Here is a 22,181-nt window from a genome sequence, read left to right on the forward strand (position 1 = left end):
TTATGATTGAGCGGGACTATCTTGAGCTTGATGCTATTGGATGAAAAGTCCTTAATGGTATAATAATCATCATTAAGCTAGGAACTAATTAAAAGTTTAGCTAAAGTAGCTAGTTGCAAGACTAGGATAGCATTGACGATACTTACTATGCCCAATCAGTCTCAATTCTTGTCGTTTTGGTAGTCTAATTTACGGTTAACTGATGACTGATGACTCTTGAACGATTACAAAGTTACTTGGGTGCGATAGCCAGAGAACGCGATCCTTACATGGCGACAGCCGGACATTTTTTTGTCCAAGAATACATTCGCCAAGAATTTGCCCAATGGGGAAGTGTGGAAATCCACACCTTTGAAGTCAGGGGCAAAATCTGTAAAAATCTCATATTAAATTTACCCGGTCAAGCTAGACAGCAAAAGCGGGATTTACCACCAATTTTAATTGCAGCTCATTATGATGCTGTCCCAGGAACACCAGCAGCTGATGATAATGCCACAGGTGTGGCAGTAATGCTGGAACTAGCGAGAAAGTTTGCCACAGAACCTGTAAAATATCCTTTAAGGCTGGTGGCGTTTGATATGGAAGAATATGGCTTACTGGGTAGCACTGAGTATGTAGCCGTGTTACGCCAACAACAGCAACCGCTACGTTTAATGATGTCCCTAGAAATGCTGGGATATAAAGATTCTACTCCCGGATCTCAAAGTTACCCGCCCCCGTTAGAAAGATTTTACCCGAATCAAGGCGATTTTATCGCTTTAATTGGCAATTTGCGGACAATACCTGATTTAATTAGCATCAGCGGTAATATTCGTAAAGTTGGCGTATCTAGCCAATGGCTACCAGTACCAAACAGGGGTTTAATTGTTCCCCAAACCAGACTGAGTGATCATGCACCTTTTTGGGATGCAGGGTATCCAGCAATTATGGTGACAGATACAGCATTTTTGCGGAATCCCCATTATCACAAACCTAGTGATGCGATCGCTACTTTAGATTTAGATTTTCTGGCTGGTGTCTGTGCCGGGTTAGAATTGGGAATTCGGCGACTGTAAAAAATTCGCCTATAACAGTTAATATCTGTTGAAGAAAGTCGATTAAGACAATATACAAATAATTTGAATGCTGAAAAACAGTAATTTATCATCATTAAATCAATCTGTGCCAGTCATTTCTTCTTCTGTTGAAAGAATGAATTTGTATGATAAATTAAAATCAAAAATTATTCACAATTCTTATCTAGATAGAACGTTGGTTAGTTTCCAAGCAAATAAACAAGCTCCATTTTCTTCGTGGTTCAAGTATAGAGAAGGTTTTTCCGAACGCCTAGTTACCTATCTTCTTAAAGAATTAAAGCCACAACCAGGAATTTTACTCGATCCATTTTCTGGTTCTGGTTCATCTCTATTTGCTGCAAATGCTTTGCAGTGGAAAGCTATAGGAATTGAAATTTTACCTGTCGGCATTTTTGCGACAAAAGCAAGAATTATCGCTCAAAAAATTGATATAGAAACATTAAATACCATAATTTGTGATTTAAAGAAAGTAAATTTTTCTGACTACTATGACCAAAGTTATGCATTTAACCATTTGGCAATTACCCGTGGAGCGTTTTCTCGCGAAAATGAAGATAAATTAGCTGGTTATATTTCCTATTGCCATAATTATATTCTGAATGAGGATATACGTAACCTACTTATGTACGCTGCTTTTTGTATCCTTGAAGATATTAGCTATACCAGGAAAGATGGACAGTATCTGCGTTGGGATACTCGTTCAAGTCGTTCTAAAGGCAAGAAAGAGTTTAATAAGGGAGAAGTGTTAAATTTTGCAGATGCAATTCACCAAAAGTTAAATCAAATAGCATCAGATTTAGATGTCGGTTCTATTCAATTGGATTTATTTGGTAATCATCTACCAGCAAAATTGACCGTAGACAAATTTGAAAAAGGCGAAAATATAGAACCTGCTCTTTACCAAAGTTCCTGTTTAGAAATTCTGCCAATTCTCCAAGAAAGCAGTATTGATTTTGTCATGACCTCGCCTCCTTATGTTAATAGATATGATTACACTCGCACATATGCTCTTGAGCTAGCATTTTTGGGATGTGGTGAAGAAACAGTCAAGCATTTACGTCAGACCATGTTGTCATGTACTGTAGAAAATCGTGAAAAGCGTAATTATTTAGAAGATTATTATTTTAGTATAAAGCGTCATAAGGATTTTGTAAAAATAGATTCGATCTTCCAAAATCAGGCGGCGTTACAAGAAATACTAACAATTCTAGATAATTATAGAAAACAAGGAAAACTGAATAATAAAAACATTGTAAGAATGATAAGTAATTATTTTTACGAAATGTGCTTTGTCATCCATGAATTAGCTCGTGTCCTTAAACCTGGTGGCATAGTAGCAATGGTAAATGATAATGTTCAATATGCCGGCGAAGAAATTCCTGTAGACCTAATTTTATCTGACATAGCAGAGTCTTTCGGACTAGAAACGCGCTACATTTGGACATTAGGGCGAGGAAAAGGTAACAGTAGCCAGCAAATGGGAAATCACGGTCGTTCAGAACTACGTAAATGTGTATATATTTGGGAAAAGCAAGTACCGTGACAATAGATGACACAAATATCTTAACTGAAGCAAATCGCATAAATTACAGATTGCGTTCAACCTTCTTTTATCGCAAACTTAAGGAATACAACACACTATCTTTTCGTGCAAGAATTAATGCGCTATTACCTGTCCAGCATTTATATACTTGGGAAGGTAGGACAAGCTGGGGTATTGGGGAAGATGCATTTACTTATATCAATCAGCATCCCACTTTACAACTAATTCAGGTATTTTGCCACCCCAGGTTAATTCGAGAACATTCGACTTTATTAGCTTATTATCGGAATATTGCAGCACTTTCACAGAAAGCAGTTGGTTATTTAGTAAAAATAAATGTCAAAAAAATTGAAACCGATGCAGTTAATCGGTATTCTTTGACAGAAGACCAAGCCTTGGAACTTTCTCGACTGTTTAATGAACATATATCGCTCATTATTGATAGTTCTATCAACAATATTACAGAAGAAGAATTATATGGAATATTACTAGCTTCAACTGGGTCACAAATTGACGGTTCATGGCGTAATGCTATTGGAGAAGAAGCAGAAAAAGTTGTGCAAAGACTTATTATTAAAGAGGCTGAAGAACGAAATCTTCTTGCTGCTTTTATCCCCCGGATGAATACGGGAGTTGAACAATCCTGATAGACTTGAGGAACAAATAGGAAATATTGAATGCTATCGAGGTGTGATGCTAGCTAACCACACCTCAATACTGTTTTCTAATGAGCCAGATATTTCACTGTTAAATAATCAAGGTACAACAGTGGGTATAATTGAGGTAAAAGGAGGAGCTGATCCGGCCTGGGGCGCTTGAACGCTATGGGGCTGCTAAAAAATCTTTTGAGGAAGGTTTGCGGAGGAATTCCGATGTGAGAACCATTCTCGTTGCTAGCTGTATCACTAGTGAGGTGGATAATCGGATTAAAACTGACTCCACAATTTCCGCTTATTTTAACTTAACAGAAATATTGAGTGAGAATTCAAGACAATACGACCAATTTGTGCAAGAAGTGTTCTCACTCCTCCCAGCAGAATAACTGCATTATGCTTTCCTGCTGGGACTCAGGCTGAGTAAATCTTCCATATTGCGTTTCATGGTGTTGCAAATTGCATCTAGGGGTAAGTCGTTAGCGTCGTAACCAAAAGGGTTTTCGATTTCTAGTCCGATGGCTTCAATACCAAACAATGTAAAACTCACTAAAGCAGAGATTAAACCTGTCCACCAACCGAGACTATGCACCATTTGAAATGGTAGCAACAGGCAATAAAGTAATAATAATTGTTTAAGATGTATGGCGTAAGCCAAGGGCATAGGTGTTTTCAAAATTCTCTCACAAGCCCCTAAATTATCCACTAGATTGTTCAACAATTCTTGTAAGGAAGATAATTGGTAACTATTTAGACAATTGCGATGATATTGCTGCTGTAAATAATCTCCAATCCAGAAAGCTACTTCTAAGGGAGGATTATTCATAATCTTCAGTTCTTGATACATAGAAGATGGCATAAGTTCTTCTAGTTCACTATTTACCGGTTCTCCTCGCAAATGCAATTTTGTGGCTACAGCAAAAGCTACTATTAAACGCGATGCCTTAATTTTATCTTCTTTATCTTCATGGGAAATTTCTTCTACAGATACCCAGATTTGCCGTGTCAAGTTTCTGACATTATTTACTATAGAACCCCAGCATTTTCTCCCTTCCCAAAAGCGGTCATAAGCTGTGTTTGTACGAAAAACTAATAATAAGCCTAAAACGATACTGGGAATGACACCTGCTAAAATAGGTTGGGAAACAGGGATTTTGAAAAAATGAAGTACGGAAATTAGGAAACCAAAAAATCCACACCATAAGACATTTTTATAAATGGCTGTGATTACCGAACCTTTAAGCTGGAAAACCATTGGTAGGGATTGCCCTTTTTCAGTTTTCATCGACGTTTCCTGAAGATTTAAGGAATAAATTAATTGATATCAGATAATAATTCTATAGTCATCCGGTTAGATTTTACCCAAATCTAAGTATCTGTGGGGTGGGAATTGCTCACAAAAACTTGATCATCTGGGAAATTCCCACCCTACTAGACCTCTATAAATTTAACCTTTCACACTCCCCCTGCCCAAAAACTCCAGGCACAAGGGGGTGGAGTTTTTTATTGTTTAATTAGGTTGACTTACTTGTTTTTTGATAACTTACAAATAGTATATCTGGCAATTGAGGAACCTACGATGACTTGGGAATTTTGGATTGATCGGGGTGGTACATTTACTGATATTATAGCAAAGCGCCCCGATGGGCAACTGGTAATTCATAAGCTATTGTCAGAAAATCCTGAACGCTACACCGATGCAGCAGTCCAAGGAATTCGCGAGATTTTGGGTGTTGCTGCTAATGCGCCAACTCCAGCAGAACAGGTTGCAGTGGTGAAGATGGGAACCACGGTAGCGACGAATGCGCTATTGGAAAAAAAAGGCGACCGCACAATTCTACTAATCACCAAAGGATTTCGGGATGCGCTGCGAATCGGTTATCAAAACCGTCCTGATATTTTCGCTCGTGAGATTATTTTGCCAGAAATATTATATGAGCAGGTGATTGAAGTCGAAGAACGTTACACTGCTCAAGGTGAAGAGTTAATTCCCCTCAATCTTGAGGCTGTGCGTCCACAATTGCAAGCAGCATATGATGATGGAATTCGTGCTTGTGCTATTGTTTTGATGCACAGCTACCGCTACACCGAACATGAAAATAGGGTGGCAATTTTAGCGAGAAACATTGGTTTTACTCAAGTTTCAGTATCTCACACAGTTAGCCCGCTGATGAAATTAGTTAGTCGGGGCGATACGACGGTGATTGATGCTTATTTGTCGCCAATTTTGCGCCGATATGTGGAGCAAGTGGCGAGTCAGTTGGGAAATGGGGAGAGGGAGACGGATTTTCAGTCCCCAGTCAAGTTGATGTTTATGCAATCTAACGGGGGACTGGTTGATGCTGAAAAGTTTCAAGGTAAGGATAGTATTTTATCAGGACCGGCTGGCGGAATTGTGGGGGCGGTGCAAACAAGTCTGAGGGCTGGATTTGATAAAATCATTAGTTTTGATATGGGGGGCACGTCTACGGATGTAGCTCATTACAATGGTGAATATGAACGCAGTTTTGAAACCGAAATAGCGGGTGTGCGTCTGCGGACGCCGATGATGGCTATTCATACTGTCGCTGCTGGTGGGGGTTCAATTGTGCAATTTGATGGTTCTCGCTATCGGGTGGGGCCAGAGTCAGCGGGAGCGAATCCTGGACCTGCTTCCTACTCGAAGGGGGGTCCGCTGACGGTGACTGATTGTAATGTGATGGTGGGTAAGTTGCAACCAGCGTTTTTTCCTCAAGTGTTTGGAAAGAATGCAGATTTACCGTTGGATGTAGAGATTGTCCGCCAGAAGTTTACCCAGTTGGCGGCCCAAATTGGGGATAATCGCCGGACAGAAGAGGTAGCGGCGGGATTTTTGGCGATCGCAGTTGATAAAATGGCGAATGCAATTAAAAAAATCTCTCTCCAACGCGGCTATGATGTGTCTGAATATACTTTATGTTGTTTTGGCGGCGCTGGTGGGCAACATGCTTGTTTAATTGCAGATGCTTTGGGGATGAAGCAGGTGTTTATCCATCCCTATGCTGGGGTTTTATCTGCTTATGGTATGGGTTTGGCGGATGTGCGGGTGATTCGAGAGCGGGCGGTGGAAGGTGTTTTGAGTGAGGGGTTGGAGTCGGTTTTGGCGGTGTTGGTGAGGGAGTCAGAAGAGGAGACGAACCGCAGAGGCGCAGAGGATTCGGAGATTGAGGTGTTGCGGAAGGTGCATTTGCGCTATGAGGGGACGGATGCGCCGTTAATTGTGGATTTTGGCGATGTGGTGGCGATGAAGTCTCAGTTTGAGGGGTTACATCGTCAGCGTTACGGGTTTATTGCGCCTGAAAAGCAGCTAATTGTTGAGGCGGTTTCGGTTGAGGTGGTGGCGAAGAATGATGCGCCGCCAGAATTGGTAGTTTCACGCAGAAATGATGATGAAGCCGTGGCTATTGCTACTGTGCAAATGTATACGGCTGGGGCATGGCATACTACACCAGTGTATCAGCGGCAGGATTTGCAACCAGGGGATTGTATTTGTGGACCTGCAATTATTGTGGAAGCGACTGGTACCAATGTTATTGAACCACATTGGCAAGCTGAGTTAACCCCACTGAATCATCTGGTTCTGTCAGTGGTCAGTCGTCAGTTGTCAGTTGTTAAAGATCAAGAAATCAGGACGAATGACATAGGACAAAAACCAGATCCGGTGATGTTGGAGATTTTCAACAATTTGTTGCGGGCGATCGCAGAACAAATGGGGATATCTTTACAGAATACTAGTTCTTCAGTCAATATTAAAGAACGCCTGGATTTTTCCTGTGCAATTTTTGATGGTTCTGGACAATTGGTGGCAAATGCGCCACATATTCCTGTGCATCTTGGTTCGATGAGTGAAAGTGTCCAAGCTTTAATTACAGCTTATGGCAATACTATCAAACCAGGTGATATATTCGCTTCCAATAACCCGTACAACGGTGGTACTCACCTACCAGATATTACCGTCATCACCCCAGTTTTCCCTAATTCTTCCCATCTCCCCATGTTCTACCTCGCCTCACGGGGACACCATGCAGATATTGGCGGTATTACTCCCGGTTCGATGCCACCTCATAGTGAAAGTGTAACAGAAGAAGGCATTTTATTGGATAATTTTCAGTTAGTTGCTGCCGGCAATTTTCGAGAAACAGAATTAGTCGAATTGCTGGCTAGTGAACCTTACCCCGCCAGGAATATAACTCAGAATATAGCAGATTTAAAAGCACAAATTGCTGCCAATGAACGCGGGATGCAAGAACTGCAAAAAATGGTGGAACATTACAGCTTAGAAACTGTCCAAGCTTACATGGGATTTGTGCAAGATAACGCGGAAGAATCGGTACGCCGTGTGATTGAAGTTTTACAAGATGGCAGTTTTAGTTATGCTTTAGATGATGGTAGTGTCATTCATGTCAAAATTACCATTAACAGAGAAAATCGTAGTGCCAAAATTGATTTTACTGGCACTTCTCCCCAGTTACCTAATAATTTTAATGCTCCGGCGGCGGTGTGTAAAGCAGCAGTTTTATATGTGTTCCGCACCTTGGTAAATGATGACATTCCTTTAAATGCAGGATGTCTCAAGCCTTTAGAAATTATTATTCCTGAAGGTTGTATGTTAAATCCCCGTTATCCTGCGGCTGTTGTTGCGGGAAATGTGGAAACTTCTCAAGCTATCACCGATACTTTGTATGGTGCGTTGGGTGTTTTAGCTGCGTCTGGGGGAAGCATGAATAATTTTACCTTTGGTAATCAACGCTATCAATATTATGAAACCATCTGCGGTGGTTCGGGCGCGGGTGCAGATTTTGATGGTACAGATGGAGTTCAGACTCATATGACAAATTCCCGACTTACTGATCCAGAAGTATTAGAATGGCGTTTTCCTGTGCTTTTAGAAAGTTTTGGTATTCGTCCTGATAGTGGTGGTCAAGGAAATCATCGTGGGGGAAATGGGGTCATTCGTCGTCTACGTTTTTTAGCAGAAATGACAGCGGGAATTCTTTCTAATCACCGCGTTGTTCCACCTTTTGGGTTATGTGGTGCTGAAGCGGGTAAGGTAGGAAAAAATTATGTTGAAAGTGGTGATGGAAGGGTAGATGAATTAGGAAGTAAAGCTGTAGTTACGATGAATGTTGGTGATGTATTTGTGATTGAAACTCCTGGGGGTGGGGGTTATGGTGAGTTGGAAATATAATGTTTAATAGTATTAGTAAATCGACCCTGACGGGGCGCGGGCGCAAGGCCTTGCGCCCCTACGAGTATCTGTGGTTATTGGGTGAAAATTGCTGTAATATCATGTTCGGATAAATACTTGTCATTGCGTAGCCTTCGGCGCTCGTAGAGAACGCAACGCTTGCAATAACATTTTATAAGCGATCAACAGAACATGATATTACACAATGAAGTGCGGAAAGTCGGCTAAATACCTGAAAAGTGCTGTAAGCGATCAGCTAGTCCTTTCAGTGTCATATTTTGGGCGATCTCATCATGGGGGATCAAGACGTAAACCCAAGGTTTTCCACCGTGATTTAGCATATAGTCAGAAGCATTTTGACACCATTTTACTGCTGCTTCCTTTTTAGTAACTACTTGAGGATCATCTATTTCATCTCGATTTTTAGGTTCGAGCATATAGATAATTTCTTCTGTCTCTGCAACAAAATCGGGTTGATATTCTAGGTAAGATCCATTCCATTTGTAATAAAGCTGAAATTGTCCTCTTGCAGGTTTAAACCATTTAATTGCATCTCGTTCTAAAATTATAGATAACACCCTCTCGCCTTCGGATTGAAACTTCTGTTCTGGATAGAGGCATTTAGAGAAGCCTGTAAATAGGTATTTGGACATCTTACTTTTATCTGGTGGCGAATACCGATAATCGAGAGTGTCATTTGCGTTTGTGGTGTAGGCGCTATCTTTTAGGGTTGTAAAACCTTGACTGATTTTGACTTCGTAATCTACTGTCTCTTCCCAAAAATGTTTTTGCATTTGGCTATGGACATAATTGGCGATTTCACGTTGGTAATAACGTAAAATACTGCGTGCATCATCCTCAGAGAATTGGGTGAGATAATAACTTACGACTTGACCAGCTAGATCATAGAGTAAATCAGCGTGTTCGTCATAGGAAATATCATCAAAATTAACTAAATTTTTGACAATATAGTTTTCTATCCGAGACTCTTGAAAGTTTGTTTTTTTTATTTCTACGGATGCAGAGTCATTAGTTGCCAGAGATTGAATATGTAATTCTTCGGATGGAACGGGATAATTTAAGCCTGTTATATCTAGGGCAAAAGATCTGAAACCTGATCGCACTTCTCCTTTAGGAATGACAATAATTTTGGGAATGTCAATAGTTTGCTGAATTACTAAATTAGTTGTCTTAGCAACAATCGCTTCAATATTTGGTGGTGGAGTTACGCCTTCGATTTCCAGTTGTTCTGGCTGATATTCTCTAGTTACGGCTTCACGCACTATTGCCTGAATTTTTGGTGATGAGAGGTATGCTGTGGTTGGTACTTCTTCAGGGTGATTCTCAAGCTTCTGAATTTCTTGGTAAGTAAGCTGTGCGATTTTTTGTTCTATTGGCGATTCAAATATAGGTGGTTGACTATTTTTATTTTCTGTTTCGGGCAAGTTTATAGTTTGTTCAGCGGTAATTTCTAAATTTTGAGCTAGTTTCGACCGAGAAACTACCGTTTCTGTTCTTTGCTGTAAATCTTCAGGTGTAAGGATAATTTGTTGTAATCTAATTTGTGATTCTGGGCGTTTTGCTTCTTCGACAATTTCTTGAAATTTGTCATGGGCAACAATGTTAAGGCGATCTACAATGGTTACACCTGTGCGCTTACCATAAGGTAAACGTAAGCCGCGCCCGATGGATTGTTCGATCAAGATTCTAGAATTTGCGGCTCTTAAAGGTACTATTGTATAGAGATTGGTAACATCCCAGCCTTCTTTGAGCATATTCACATGAATAACTATCTCAGTTAGTTCATCTGGATGTTCTACTTTGAGCAATCGCTCTACCATTTCATCTTCCTGAGCGCCTGTTTTACTGGAATCAACTTGAATGACTTTATCTTTGTAATAACCTTCTGAAAATTCATCAGATTTAATCAGTTCTACAAGTTGTGTTGCATGGGTAGTGTCACGGGCAATGACAAGCATAAATGGCTTGACAATTGGCTTTTCAGTTTGGAGGCTATATGTTTCTAATTCAGCTTTAATATTTTCGTGCAGATAGATTCCGTCTTCTAGCTTTATTCGCTCGATTGCTTGTGGTGAAAAGGACGCAGGATTAAAGTCTTTGCGGGTGACGACGGCAGGATCTTTAACAAACCCATCTATGATTGCCCGTCCCAAAGAATACTCATAAATAACATTTTTAAAATATATTGGTTTTTTACTGGTTTCAACAGAGGGTGTGGCTGTTAGTTCTAAACCCATTAGTGGTTTTAATTCGTTAATGGTGCGAACTCCTGCTGAGGCTCGATAGCGGTGGGATTCATCCATTAAGATTACTAGGTCTTTTAACTCGGATAGGTAATCAAAATAGCTTTCGCCAATATATTCGGATAATCGCTTAATTTTTGGAATTTTGCCACCGCGCACTTCAGAGTTAATTTTTGAGATATTAAAAATATTGATTTTGCAACGGGTAAAATCAGGAATGATAGATGACTTTTCGTAGTTATCACCTGTGATGATTTCTGGTGGATTGATCGCAAATTCAGAAATACCTGTAAATACATATTTTGATGTGTTAGGCGTGAAATCAGTAATTAGTTTTTTATAAATGGTTAAATTAGGCGCTAAAACGAAGAAGTTTTTAATACCATGAGCTTGGTTTAGGTAACTGATAAAAGCTCCCATTAGTCGCGTTTTACCAACACCTGTTGCTAGTGCAAAACATAGTGAGGGAAATTCGCGCTCGAAGTCAGTAACGTTTGGAAATTCAGTTTTAATGGCGGCTAGACTTGTGGCTATATCTGTTTGTGCTTTAATGGGCAATAGTTCACAAATACGATCTAGGATTTCTAATGATTCGCGTTGGGGATGACGTAAGCTGAGACGATTAGCAATGTTATTAACAAATTGATTCATTATAGGTTTTCCATGTCAAATAGTGATAGTTGTCCGATTTTTTGGGGCGCTTTGGGCAGGTTTTCTATTTTGAGGCTGTAATCATCGTGTCCCCATTCGCATCGTGCAAGTATTTGTTTAGGAATTTTCTTGATGGTAAGATTTGGGAATATATCGACTTTGCCACAAAAGGCGCTACATAAAACAAGTAGAGTGCGTTCTTGTCCTACTTCATCGGCAAGTTTAGATAATTGTTCGTGACTGAGATTTTGTGTAGTGACATAAATAAAATCCCGTTCGGTGGAGTAGCCATGTTGCCAGTAGAAGGTATCTGATGGTGCATAGGTGAAGCCTTCAATTTTACATAGTGCTTCGGCTAACATGGCGGAGTTGTAGGTTTTATTGATAATCCAGTTATCCCATTTATCTTTTTCTAGGAGTGATGGCGCAAGATGATAGTAACGAAACCCACCGCCACCTTTCCAGTTTACTGCTTTGCTAATTCCACCTTGATCTTCACCATCAATCACTTTTTTTAGTCTGGGAATAATATGGGTATGACAATGTTCGCCTAGTTCAATCATGATCCAGCGTCTTCCCATTTTGTGGGCTACTGCGCCTGTTGTTCCTGAACCTGCGAATGAATCTAAAATTAGATCACCGGGGTTTGATGCAATTTCAATGATTTGATGAATTAATCTCTCTGGCTTTGGAGTGGCAAAGGGATTTTTAGGATTCAGCGCAAGTATTTCTCTTCGAGCATCTTGGGTATGACCTACCTCTTCATAAAGCCATATTGTTGAAGAAACTCGTCCTTGTGAACGCAGATCTGAAAGAAATTTTTTAAGGCGGGGAGTACTATTTTTTCCATCTTTCCCCCAATAAATCTTATTCTCTTTTATATGTTGTTGATGGGTTAACTGATCAAATGCCCACACACGAGTTTGCTTTGGCCATATTTCTTCATTAGTGTTGGGATTTTGAATAGCATAATACAGATTAGGACGTTCATTAGCAGATTTGGCACAGGTATAATTATCTGACATCCACGCTCCTCTTGGATCATTATCGGGATTGGAATATAGCTGATTCTGTTTACTTGTTCTAGCAAGTTTATTTGGTCGCCAAATAGACTTATTTTTGGAAAAAACTAATATATGATCATGACTATCACTGAGCCATAGTGCGTCATTAGCTGGAGCATATTTCTTTTGCCAGATTACATTAGCAACGAAATTTACACGCCCAAAAATTTCATCACACATTACTTTCAAATAATGTGCTTCGTTATCATCAATAGTTATCCACAACGAACCATCTTCAGATAATAAGTTACGCAAAATTTCTAGACGATCCCTCATTAAGCCAAGCCAGATAGAATGTTCAACTCCATCATCATAATGTTCAAAAGCTGAACCAGTATTGTAGGGAGGATCAATAAAGATACATTTAACTTCCCCTGTAAATTCCTGCTCCAATGCCTTTAAAGCTAACAAGTTATCCCCAAAAATCAAGCGATTATCAAAAATGTCGTTTTCACTTATCCGATGTGCAGCATGATAAGACTTCTCAGCATCCTCTAACAAAATTCGCGGCTCTAATTTGGGGCGAATTTCCTTACCAATCCATGTAAGTTCGAGTCTCTGCTTTTTAGCCATAATTAATTTCTATCTCAAAAGTTAAACTGTAGGTATATTCGTATTTGCAGCCTGAGCATCCCTGCGAGCTAATTCCTGGATCACATTGCTAGTCAACGGCACAACATCCGTTAAACTCTTAAAAATAGCAAAATATCCCTTCTGGTTGTTGCCAAATTTAGATTCAGCGAGAGTATAAATTAACTCGGCAAGCTCTAGTGCAATTCGTGAAAGCTCAGTCTCATCATCTTGAGATAAATCAACTTCTGGCTTATTGATTAAAGGTTTATAGCATCTTGATAAAATATATAGAATAAAAAATCTACCATGCTGATAGAACTTTTTGCGACGATTTTCTGTCTCCGCTTTTTGAGAATTTGTAAAAATCTGATCAAGATATTGAAATATGCGGACGTAGCGACAAAGGATAATCCCTGAAAGCTGCTCACTAAAGAGTGTCGAATAATGGTACTCGCGCTTATAAAGCTGACTAATCTCTCTCTTAGCTGCAACAATTATTTCAGTATTACCACTAAAACAAGCAAGTGCAATTGCAGCTTGTTCAATGGTGATAGCATCATGATTATCTGCTGATGGGCGATATTGATAGACAATATTTGATACCATACATTCCTGCCGCAAACGTTCTTGATTAGGATCTAAAGCTGCAAAATAAATATCACGTACAGTATTTTGTGTATTTCTTGCTTTAGTAATTTCTACTCCTATTTTATCTGATTTTGTTCCTACTTCGATAATTGTTACTAATAATTTTGCATCAGTAGATATTGAGCTATTCGCATTAAATACAGATGCAATAGATCCCACAGTCTGCGCTCCATTAACTATGGAGAAGCCCTCTAGAGTAAATTTAGTTGATTCCTGATTATGTCCAGATGGCAAACTAATTTTTGTACAAGTAATTGTTAATCCATTATTGAGATAAAAAAGTTCAGATGGTTGTTCTTTCACCGTTTCAGCAATTGCTAAGTTAACATCCTGCGTACCCAGGTAATAACGAATATTTTGCTCAAATAATGACTTATTATGCTTTTGATATAAAGAGGCAAGTTCAGAAGCCTTAACTAATCCATAAAAAGCCCTACGCGGCTGATCTAAACAATGCCATTTTTCTAACGTCAAGACGACATCAACAGGAGCGATCGCTTGTTTTGTTGTTAGCCAAGCGTAAGTCTGGCTAATATTGAGATCACGCCACTCAAAGCGTTCAGCAAACTTATTCAGTTCTTCCTTCAACTGATTGAGATCATTAACTACATGAGAGCCAAGGCTTCCACCCAGATACACATTACAGCCAACTATTTTTAGCCTATTTGCGTCTAAAGCATCCTCAACATCTTGCTGTAACCGGGAAAAGCCCTCATTAAATTTTTGAAAGCGTCTATCTACCAGATCCCGAATTCCATCACAAAATTTTTTATTATCACCCATGTTTGGAGCATTCCCCGCCTTAGCCTGCACCAACCACAGGAAGTTTTGAATCCGATCAAAGTAAACTGCGTCAATCCCATTATCATTTTCGCCATTGATAATTGAGTTAGCGGCTTGAGCAGGAGTAACATCAGCAAGATTGGCGATCGCAAATGCAGCCAAAGAACGGCTCAGACGATTTTTATAATGATCCTCTGGCTTCCAATTCCTCGGAAGTTGAGGAATCATAGGAAAATAATCTTGCGTTAGCACCTCAATTATTTGAGTCTTTTGGGCATTGGTATTTGGCTTAGGCATTGAGCGATCGCTAGTATTTGAATTGTTTTTACAAGCTACTATTACATAACATTATCCCAGTTCTGGGCGGGTTTTCGGGCAAAACTTACGCAGTATTGTACCACATAAGTAGGGTGGGCAATGCCCACCCTACGGATGTTTCAAAAATCAAATAATAATCCTATATTGTCCAATGCCAAATCCTATGATAAATATTAACCAAACCAGTGAGACGGTTCTAAACCAGGTTGAACTTTTTCAGAAAGCTGATGGCTAATCCAATCTGATTTCTGTTGAAAGATAGAGTAAATTCCTTGGTGAATCAAATTTTGTACGTATAGTTGCTGTTCTAACGGACTACGGGGTAATTTGTTGAGCAAGAACTCTTGATCGGTATGGGAGAGCAGAATTTTTCCCTCAAACTTTGTGTAGTCAAGACAAGGAATACGGTAGAGAACAAAAGCTATTAGTTGTTGGCGTAAGTCAGGAATCGCAAAGGCTTGTTGATAAGGATGGTATGGATAGGTATCTAAAACACTTTCAATCTCTCCTAGCACTGATTGATGTGTTAATTTGACTACGGTTTTCATTGGTTTTTATCTCCTTTTTTATCTGGGCAAAGATGCCAAAGTGCAATTTTGTTATCACAGGAGGACTGAATAGACTGGCCAATTAGGGAAAATCGATCTCTATATCAATTATTTACGATTTCTAATTTATTGCCAGCAAACTACACAAAACGCATCATAATCTATTGGGGATCAATTGTAAGACTAGATAATTAAAATTGATTATTGTCCACTATTTAGTCAAGATTAACTAGCTGTGTAAGTTACATTACTTACTAAATTACTGCTGATTGTGGCTATTTTGATTTGATGTTAAATATATGTAATTTAGAAAACAAACAATTGATACGTTAATGGAAGAAGTTACAACAAAAATAACTTATTATAGTAAGTAATCACTTGATGTGATTCCCGGCTTGCCCAGAAGGGATTAGCGATGAGTATTTTGGACTCAGCGCTTGGGCTAAAGCATCAAGCACCTTTTCAAGTCAGCTATTCACGAGAAAATCCCAATCCCCAATCGCCAATCTCAATGTGACTCGTACAAAGGACTACTAATGAGTGCTGAAAGCTAATAGTAGAATAGGGTACAGGAACCAGCAAGCAAGGGAGGAAGGACATTGGATGAACTGAGGGCGGCTTTAGAGTTAGCAACGGAGGAAGAATTGCAGGATTTAACGGCAATTCTTTTTAGTCGTAAATTTAATCCCCTAGACTATGTTCGCACGCCTGAACCCATTGAGGTACAGAGCCAAGACCGTAAAGCTTGGTTAGACGCCCTAGAAAATCGCTTTCGTTTTTTGGCAGCAGATGGGATGACGGTATTGCAAAGACGTACCAATAAGGTAACTTACCGACAGGCGCTTATTCAAGTATGTAGGTATTTAAAAATACCTTATTCTCAGGAACTCGCAACCGTTGATTTAGAAGCAGAAGTATTTTTACATCTATTAGGGAAGGTGTGGAAAAAATTACCAGAACCGGAACAGCAAAAACTGACTGTGCGGGTGCAGCGTCACCTGAGCAAATCAGAACTACGGGAACCCCTACCAATTTTATTACAAAGTGACCCATTAGGGTTGATTTTTAAAGGCGGTAGTGCTTTGGCGGTGACATCTGTTATCGCTCCGGTAGTCCTCAAACAAATCGCCCGTCAATTTGCGTTGCATTTTGCTACCTATCAAGTAGCGAAACAAGCAGCAATTAAAGGCACAGAGGCTGCTACAACACAGTTTCAAAGCTATGTAACACTGCAAATGGCGCGGCGGGGTATGACGATGAGTGCGGCTCGTTATGGGGCTGTTCGCAGTATCTTTGCTGTGATTGGACCGATGATGTGGGCTTGGTTTTTTGCGGATTTGGGATGGAGAGCGATCGCCACTAACTACGGTAGAATCATCCCCACCATTTTCGCTTTAGCTCAAATCCGTCTCACCCATGCTGAAGAATTGTGGGAGCCAGCTTGAACAAGGCTTTTTACCATCCTCACCCTAGTTTGCAACCCGCTTGGAATTCGGCTCAATTGGGACTACTTTTCTTCCCATTGAGTCCATTTTTGGGGGCTGTGGGGATAATTTTGGCATCATTGCTAACCTGGTTGCAACAATACCGCACCATTATTCGCCGTCCCCTCAATTGGGGATTTGCACTTTTGAGTGTATTGCTGATCATTACCGCTGGTTTAGCTGATGACAAAACATCGGCTCTTCTGGGACTGTTTAATTTAATCCCGTTTTTTTTAATTTTCGCAGGACTCAGCGGTCTAATTCAGACAATCGCCCAATTAAGACAAATCGCCTGGATATTGCTCATCGGTTCGGTGCCATTAGTAATTATGGGCTTTGGGCAGTTTTTTTTGGGCTGGAATCTGAACTTCAAGTTTTTGTGGATTGTATTGGAATGGACTCTAGCACCTGGGGGCGAACCACCAGGGCGTATGGCTTCCATCCTCATGCACGCTAACACTTTAGCCGCTTATTTGGTGATAATTTTCATCCTGGGGTTAGGGTTGTGGTTAGAAAACTTTCAGCAACTGAGGGTCAAAAGTCAACAGTTAACCCATCCCCCCCTGCTTTTCCTGACAGCAGCGACAATTACCAATTTCATCGCTTTGATTTTGACCAACTCACGCAATGGGTGGGCGATCGCAATTTGTGCGTGTTTAGCTTATGCACTCTACCAAGGTTGGCGGATTCTGGTGGGTGGTGTCACCGCTGTGATCGCTAGCTTTTTGTTAGCAGCTTTTGCGCCCTCACCGGTCGCTGGGTTGTTTCGGCGGTTCGTTCCGGCTTTCTTTTGGGCGCGGTTAAACGATGATCTGTATCCTGACAGACCAATTGCTTTAATGCGAAAAACTCAGTGGGAATTTGCTTGGTCTTTAACTCAGCAGCACCCCTGGAATGGCTGGGGATTACGCAGTTTCTCTGCACTTTATCAAGTTCACACCCAGCTGAGTTTGGGTCATCCCCACAACTTTTTTTTGATGCTAGCTGCTGAAACTGGTTTGCCAAGTACTCTGTTATTTTGTGGGTTAATTGGTTGGATTTTGTTTGCAGGTCTACAACTTTTGCGCCGTTCAAACTATATAGATCCAGAAGATAAGTTGATATTTTTTAGTTATCTTCTCGTCTTGTTTGGCTGGGTGCTATTCAATACCGTAGACGTAACCCTATACGATTTCCGGTTGAATACGCTTTCGTGGTTGCTATTATCTGCCGCTTGTGGAGTCGTGTACCGCTATAACCGAGAAGATAGGCTTAATGCTAATCAGAATTAGCGACTCAGGCAATGTTAGCATCCACGAAATTTCAAAAAACCCCAGCTTTTTTCCGTGTATATACTAAGGTCATTCGCATGACTAAGTTAATAAGATTACTATATTCACGTCTGTGACTGTGAGTGTGGCTAATCGCAAATTAGTCACTGTTGCTGATTGTTGGGAAGGTGTATGGATACTCCTTAAGGGGTTTTCATGCATTACGGGCATCTCTTGTAGATGCCCTTTTATTTTGGATCATTTTTTGCAAGTTAAGCAATTAAAAAAATATTGCCAACACATCAATAATTGTAGGGGCGCAAGGCCTTGCGCCCCTACCCAATCTATTTTTCAAATTCATATATTTTTTTTATGAAATTATTGTCATCATGCTTCGCATTTGTAGTATCATCATTAGGTTATCCCACGGGAAAATAAGGGTTTTTGGCGTTATTCGATGATCTTCGGGGGCGCAAGGCCTAGTCCCGCGATTTCAAACTATTTGTTTAGCCGGATAAATTTTTAGATCCCCCTAAATCCACACGATATGATACCAGCTTCCGGGGCACGGCATTGCCGTGCCCCTACGCTAAATCTACATGTGTCAGCGTTTTAGTGGTATTGTATAAGACTTTGAAAACACGCCCTAGATCCCCTACAATCGTCCTCACATAGCCGATAAAATTGGTGTCAGCGCTCGGTAGAATGAGTCTATCGATAACTGAAAAAAAAGACGCCTTAGTAGTCAACTTTTATGCTCACAACAGCTGATTTTCTGCAGTATACCCAATGGTCGGGAATAGCTACGTTAGTATTCGCCGGACTCACGGTTTTGGGTTTAATTTTCAAATGGGGTATCCGCTTTCGGCTGGTGGGTACAACTGGCTTTATGCTGGTGGTGACGGCTGGTTTATTTGCACTGTCGATAGTGCCTTTGAGTCGCACTGTGATTCCTGGTGCTACTAAGTTTACTCTGGTTTATGACAATGGTTCGACGCAAGCGGTGATTGCTACCTCACCGCAAATTACTCCTACACAATTAGAAGCAACTTTACGACAAGCGGCTAGTAATCTGTATTCCTATGGTCGCTTAGGTTCACGTGAAGAAAACCAATTGACGGTTCGCGCCCGTACTATTATTCACCCAGAACCTGGGGTTTCTGTACCATTATACTTGGGTAAGCTCAAGCGATCGCTCGCGACTCGTGAAGATTCTCAAATGGCGGTGGAAATTTACCCAGAAAAATTCGCTCAATTACCAAAACCTACGGCTTAATAGTTAATAGTAGGGTGGGAAATGCCCACCCTAGGTGTGATGTCAACCTTCCAAAAGCTTCATCAGAGTGGGGTAATCAATTTTCGCATTATGCCGTTTATCTACAGGCAAATGCCGACAGACCTTAACGGTTTTAATATGCATATTTGCGGCATATTGTTCCAGCTTTTTCCAGTTTACCTCAAAAGCTCTTTTTTTGTCTAATTCCACTAGCAAAATTCGGTTTCTCTGATGGAGAACAACCGCACTACGACGAATACCTGGATAATTTTGTAATATGCCTTCAACCTCTAAGGGATATAAAGTACCATCTACATCTTTTATACATCCTAAGCAGCGACCTAAAAGCCACAACTGACCTTGTGTATCAATGTATCCAGCATCCCCGGTTCTGTGCCACGGAGTACCATTTACAGTAAACTTTGTTTGGTCATTACCATGTCCGTATAAATATCCTGGTAAAACATGGTTCCCACTAACAACGATTTCACCAGGATTTTCTGCAGGTAGGCAAGCAGCATCAAATTCTAGGCTAGTATAAGAAGTAATAGGTTTACCCCAAGAAGAACTAATTATTTTTAGTTGAATTGCAGATACAGGTTTTCCTACTAATAAACCCCGTCCTGCTAGGGTTGCAGCAATATCTGCTGGTGGGATATTCTGGTAAGAAATATGGGCAATGGGTTCTGCTTCGGTGGAACCATAGACGATCTCAATCTCAGCGTTGGGGGCAATCTGCTGTAATGTTGATAGTATTCTCGGCATTACAGGGGCGCCACCAATAAAGATTTTTTCCAGGCTAGGTAAAGTTAAACCCTGTTCTTGACAATATTCTGCCAATACAGACAAAAATCCAGGAGATGCTACAGTCCGAGAAGGTTTGTGAGTTAAGATTTGGGCGATCGCAGGTTTTACAGATGTTTTTCCTGGTGTTCGTAAATCTACATTGGGAATTAAGGTAGTTAAACCAGCTGCTAAATTGGCAAAGACAAAAATTGGTAAAGTTGCTAGGTCTATATCTTTGGCTTTCAGTTGGAGAGTCTGTGATAAAACTTGGTATTGGGCTAACAAAAACCCGTGAGTACGTAGTGCGGCTTTGGGTTGGGCTGTGCTACCGCTAGTAAATGTGATTAAAGCTGGAGTATCTGGTTGACAGGGGACAATTTCCGAGTCAGGTTCTAGTTTTTTGGCAATTTTCCAAGATATTGCACCCGGTAGAGGAAAACCAATAACAAACTTTAAGGGGATATGACGTAAAGCAGGCGATCGCAACCGCAATAGGTGTGCTTTATCACTAGCAATCAGTGCTTGTGGCTGGTATAAACTACAGCAATACTCGATGTGTTTTTTACCTGCACTAGGGTCTAAAAACATGGCTATTAGCCCTAAGCGAAATAATGCTAGTAAAGTAATATACAGTTCTGCTGACATGGGGTAGAAAATCAGTACAGCATCACCCTTTTGCAAACCATTTTGACGCAATAGGGTGGAAACCTTGGCGGCTGATTTTTCCAATTCAGCAAAGGTAGTAGTACGACTCAGCCCTTTATGGGTATCAATAATGGCTGGTACTTGGGGATAAGCATCTGCCACATTATTGAGGATATTGACTATATTCATAAGTAGCCATCATCAACTTGTCATTTGTCATTTGTCATTTGTCATTTGTTATTTGTTATTTGTCATTTGTCATTTGTCATTTGTTATTTTATTCACAATTCTTTTGCAAAAAGACGATACCGCCTTATTGTTTGAGCATAGCGTTTACTTAAATTTATTGAAGGATTATTATCATGCATCAATGCGTGAATAGCTTGGGAATAACCTAGCTGGACAGCTATTTGCTGACATTTTGCTACTAGTAAATTGCCTAAACCTGCATAGATACGATTGGGGATTATAGCGACAGTTTTAATGATGATAGTATTGATATTTTCTCCTCGTATTTTTTGCAGAAAGTCAGGTATAGCAAATATAAAACCGACAGGATTATCGTTATGTTCGGCGATTAAGACTAATTCCGGTTGGACGTAGGGTAATAAAGAAAGGTATCGAGTAATAAATTCTGTTTCACTAATGGATGTGAACAAGAAATTATGGCGAAAGCTTTGAATGGCGACATCATAAATCTTGTGTAATTCTAACTCAAAACTTTGTAAATTTGCCGAACGAATTGATACACCAATTTTATTTAAACGCTGACTAACTTTGTGCAAACGATCATCTGTTTGGGATAAATTAGTATTCAAAGCGGAAGTGTAATTTGCCAGGATTTTAAAGTTGCGATCGCCAAAATGTTGCGGCCAATCATCGGGATTATCTGGTTCCAAGAAAAAAACCGGGTGTTTACCCCTTTCTACCAACAAGCGGTAACTGTTCCAAGTATTACCATCCATCGGTACAATAGCCAAGGTGCAGCCTGAAGCCTTTAATTGAGTGCAAGCAGCATCCAATAGATCAGCTGCTGCTTCTGCATCGGTAACAGCATAATGTCCGATTAAACCCACTTGGTGGTCTGGTAATGATGGGGTTTTCTCCCACCACAAAGAACAACGTCCCACCACATCGCTGTTATCTCTGACTAACAGATAATGGAGGTTAGGACGGTGAATATTTATATCTTTAAAATCAAGGTTTTGTATGCTAAAAGACCATTGTTTTTGTTTTTGTAAAAATTTAGCATATTGCTGCTGTTCGAGAGTATTAACAGTAATTAATTTTTGCATTTGTCATTGGTCATTTTTGATTTTTCATTTGTCATTGTAGGGGCGCAAGGCCTTGCGCCCTTACCGCGTGGTCTATTTACAGCAAGATGCTGTAAAAATTATGAATATAAATAAAATT

16 protein-coding genes are annotated in these 22,181 nt (G+C 40.2%); 9 read left to right on the forward strand and 7 right to left on the reverse strand.

The window, feature by feature from the left end:
• Nucleotides 1-209 precede the first annotated feature (209 nt).
• The 5 genes from HEQ19_24490 to HEQ19_24510 all read left to right on the forward strand — a co-directional run bounded on the left by HEQ19_24490 (nucleotide 210) and on the right by HEQ19_24510 (nucleotide 3,661).
• Complete coding sequence (locus HEQ19_24490) at nucleotides 210-1,055, forward strand: M28 family peptidase (GenBank protein WYM02178.1); 846 nt, start codon at nucleotides 210-212, stop codon at nucleotides 1,053-1,055.
• Between the two features lie 67 nt (nucleotides 1,056-1,122).
• Nucleotides 1,123-2,619, forward strand: coding sequence for a DNA methyltransferase (locus HEQ19_24495; protein WYM02179.1), 1,497 nt, complete (start codon nucleotides 1,123-1,125; stop codon nucleotides 2,617-2,619).
• Nucleotides 2,616-3,266: an XcyI family restriction endonuclease gene (locus HEQ19_24500; protein WYM02180.1), complete on the forward strand. Its 651-nt coding sequence runs from the start codon at nucleotides 2,616-2,618 to the stop codon at nucleotides 3,264-3,266. Before HEQ19_24495 ends, HEQ19_24500 begins: the two co-directional genes overlap by 4 nt.
• The gene (locus HEQ19_24505) at nucleotides 3,253-3,438 is read left to right on the forward strand and encodes a hypothetical protein (GenBank protein WYM02181.1); all 186 of its coding nucleotides are present in this window, start codon (nucleotides 3,253-3,255) and stop codon (nucleotides 3,436-3,438) included. Before HEQ19_24500 ends, HEQ19_24505 begins: the two co-directional genes overlap by 14 nt.
• A gap of 55 nt (nucleotides 3,439-3,493) precedes the next feature.
• Nucleotides 3,494-3,661, forward strand: a complete 168-nt coding sequence (locus tag HEQ19_24510) for a hypothetical protein (protein WYM02182.1) — start codon at nucleotides 3,494-3,496, stop codon at nucleotides 3,659-3,661.
• A 5-nt stretch (nucleotides 3,662-3,666) separates the two neighbouring features.
• Here HEQ19_24510 and HEQ19_24515 read toward each other — a convergent pair whose 3' ends face one another.
• Nucleotides 3,667-4,557, reverse strand: a complete 891-nt coding sequence (locus HEQ19_24515) for a bestrophin family ion channel (GenBank protein WYM02183.1) — start codon at nucleotides 4,555-4,557, stop codon at nucleotides 3,667-3,669.
• A 294-nt stretch (nucleotides 4,558-4,851) separates the two neighbouring features.
• Between HEQ19_24515 and HEQ19_24520 the strand changes: the two genes are divergently transcribed.
• Nucleotides 4,852-8,478: a hydantoinase B/oxoprolinase family protein gene (locus HEQ19_24520; protein WYM02184.1), complete on the forward strand. Its 3,627-nt coding sequence runs from the start codon at nucleotides 4,852-4,854 to the stop codon at nucleotides 8,476-8,478.
• Nucleotides 8,479-8,702: 224 nt separating this feature from the next.
• On the opposite strand, the gene HEQ19_24525 is transcribed toward HEQ19_24520, so the two are convergent.
• The 4 genes from HEQ19_24525 to HEQ19_24540 all read right to left on the reverse strand — a co-directional run bounded on the left by HEQ19_24525 (nucleotide 8,703) and on the right by HEQ19_24540 (nucleotide 15,327).
• On the reverse strand, nucleotides 8,703-11,393 hold the full coding sequence (locus tag HEQ19_24525) for a DEAD/DEAH box helicase family protein (protein ID WYM02185.1): 2,691 nt from the start codon (nucleotides 11,391-11,393) through the stop codon (nucleotides 8,703-8,705).
• The gene (locus HEQ19_24530) at nucleotides 11,393-13,030 is read right to left on the reverse strand and encodes a site-specific DNA-methyltransferase (GenBank protein WYM02186.1); all 1,638 of its coding nucleotides are present in this window, start codon (nucleotides 13,028-13,030) and stop codon (nucleotides 11,393-11,395) included. The genes HEQ19_24525 and HEQ19_24530 overlap by 1 nt, the downstream gene beginning before the upstream one ends.
• A gap of 21 nt (nucleotides 13,031-13,051) precedes the next feature.
• Complete coding sequence (locus HEQ19_24535; protein ID WYM02187.1) at nucleotides 13,052-14,758, reverse strand: AIPR family protein; 1,707 nt, start codon at nucleotides 14,756-14,758, stop codon at nucleotides 13,052-13,054.
• A gap of 194 nt (nucleotides 14,759-14,952) precedes the next feature.
• Entirely contained in the window at nucleotides 14,953-15,327 is a 375-nt protein-coding gene (locus HEQ19_24540) for a hypothetical protein (protein ID WYM02188.1), read from the reverse strand.
• A 599-nt stretch (nucleotides 15,328-15,926) separates the two neighbouring features.
• On the opposite strand from HEQ19_24540, the gene HEQ19_24545 reads away from it, so the two are divergent.
• The 3 genes from HEQ19_24545 to HEQ19_24555 all read left to right on the forward strand — a co-directional run bounded on the left by HEQ19_24545 (nucleotide 15,927) and on the right by HEQ19_24555 (nucleotide 19,337).
• Nucleotides 15,927-16,772, forward strand: coding sequence for a YaaW family protein (locus tag HEQ19_24545; GenBank protein WYM02189.1), 846 nt, complete (start codon nucleotides 15,927-15,929; stop codon nucleotides 16,770-16,772).
• Complete coding sequence (locus tag HEQ19_24550; protein WYM03589.1) at nucleotides 16,754-18,082, forward strand: O-antigen ligase family protein; 1,329 nt, start codon at nucleotides 16,754-16,756, stop codon at nucleotides 18,080-18,082. Before HEQ19_24545 ends, HEQ19_24550 begins: the two co-directional genes overlap by 19 nt.
• A 733-nt stretch (nucleotides 18,083-18,815) precedes the next feature.
• Nucleotides 18,816-19,337 carry a Ycf51 family protein gene (locus tag HEQ19_24555; protein WYM02190.1) on the forward strand — a complete coding sequence of 174 codons (522 nt, stop codon included), beginning with the start codon at nucleotides 18,816-18,818 and terminating at the stop codon, nucleotides 19,335-19,337.
• Nucleotides 19,338-19,379: 42 nt separating this feature from the next.
• Here HEQ19_24555 and HEQ19_24560 read toward each other — a convergent pair whose 3' ends face one another.
• Together HEQ19_24560 and HEQ19_24565 are read right to left on the reverse strand one after the other, a co-directional pair.
• Nucleotides 19,380-20,957 carry an AMP-binding protein gene (locus HEQ19_24560; protein WYM02191.1) on the reverse strand — a complete coding sequence of 526 codons (1,578 nt, stop codon included), beginning with the start codon at nucleotides 20,955-20,957 and terminating at the stop codon, nucleotides 19,380-19,382.
• Between the two features lie 92 nt (nucleotides 20,958-21,049).
• Nucleotides 21,050-22,063: a GNAT family N-acetyltransferase gene (locus HEQ19_24565; protein ID WYM02192.1), complete on the reverse strand. Its 1,014-nt coding sequence runs from the start codon at nucleotides 22,061-22,063 to the stop codon at nucleotides 21,050-21,052.
• Between the last annotated feature and the right edge of the window lie 118 nt (nucleotides 22,064-22,181).

The sequence above is a fragment of the Gloeotrichia echinulata CP02 genome, from assembly GCA_038087035.1.
Taxonomy (GTDB): domain Bacteria; phylum Cyanobacteriota; class Cyanobacteriia; order Cyanobacteriales; family Nostocaceae; genus Gloeotrichia; species Gloeotrichia echinulata.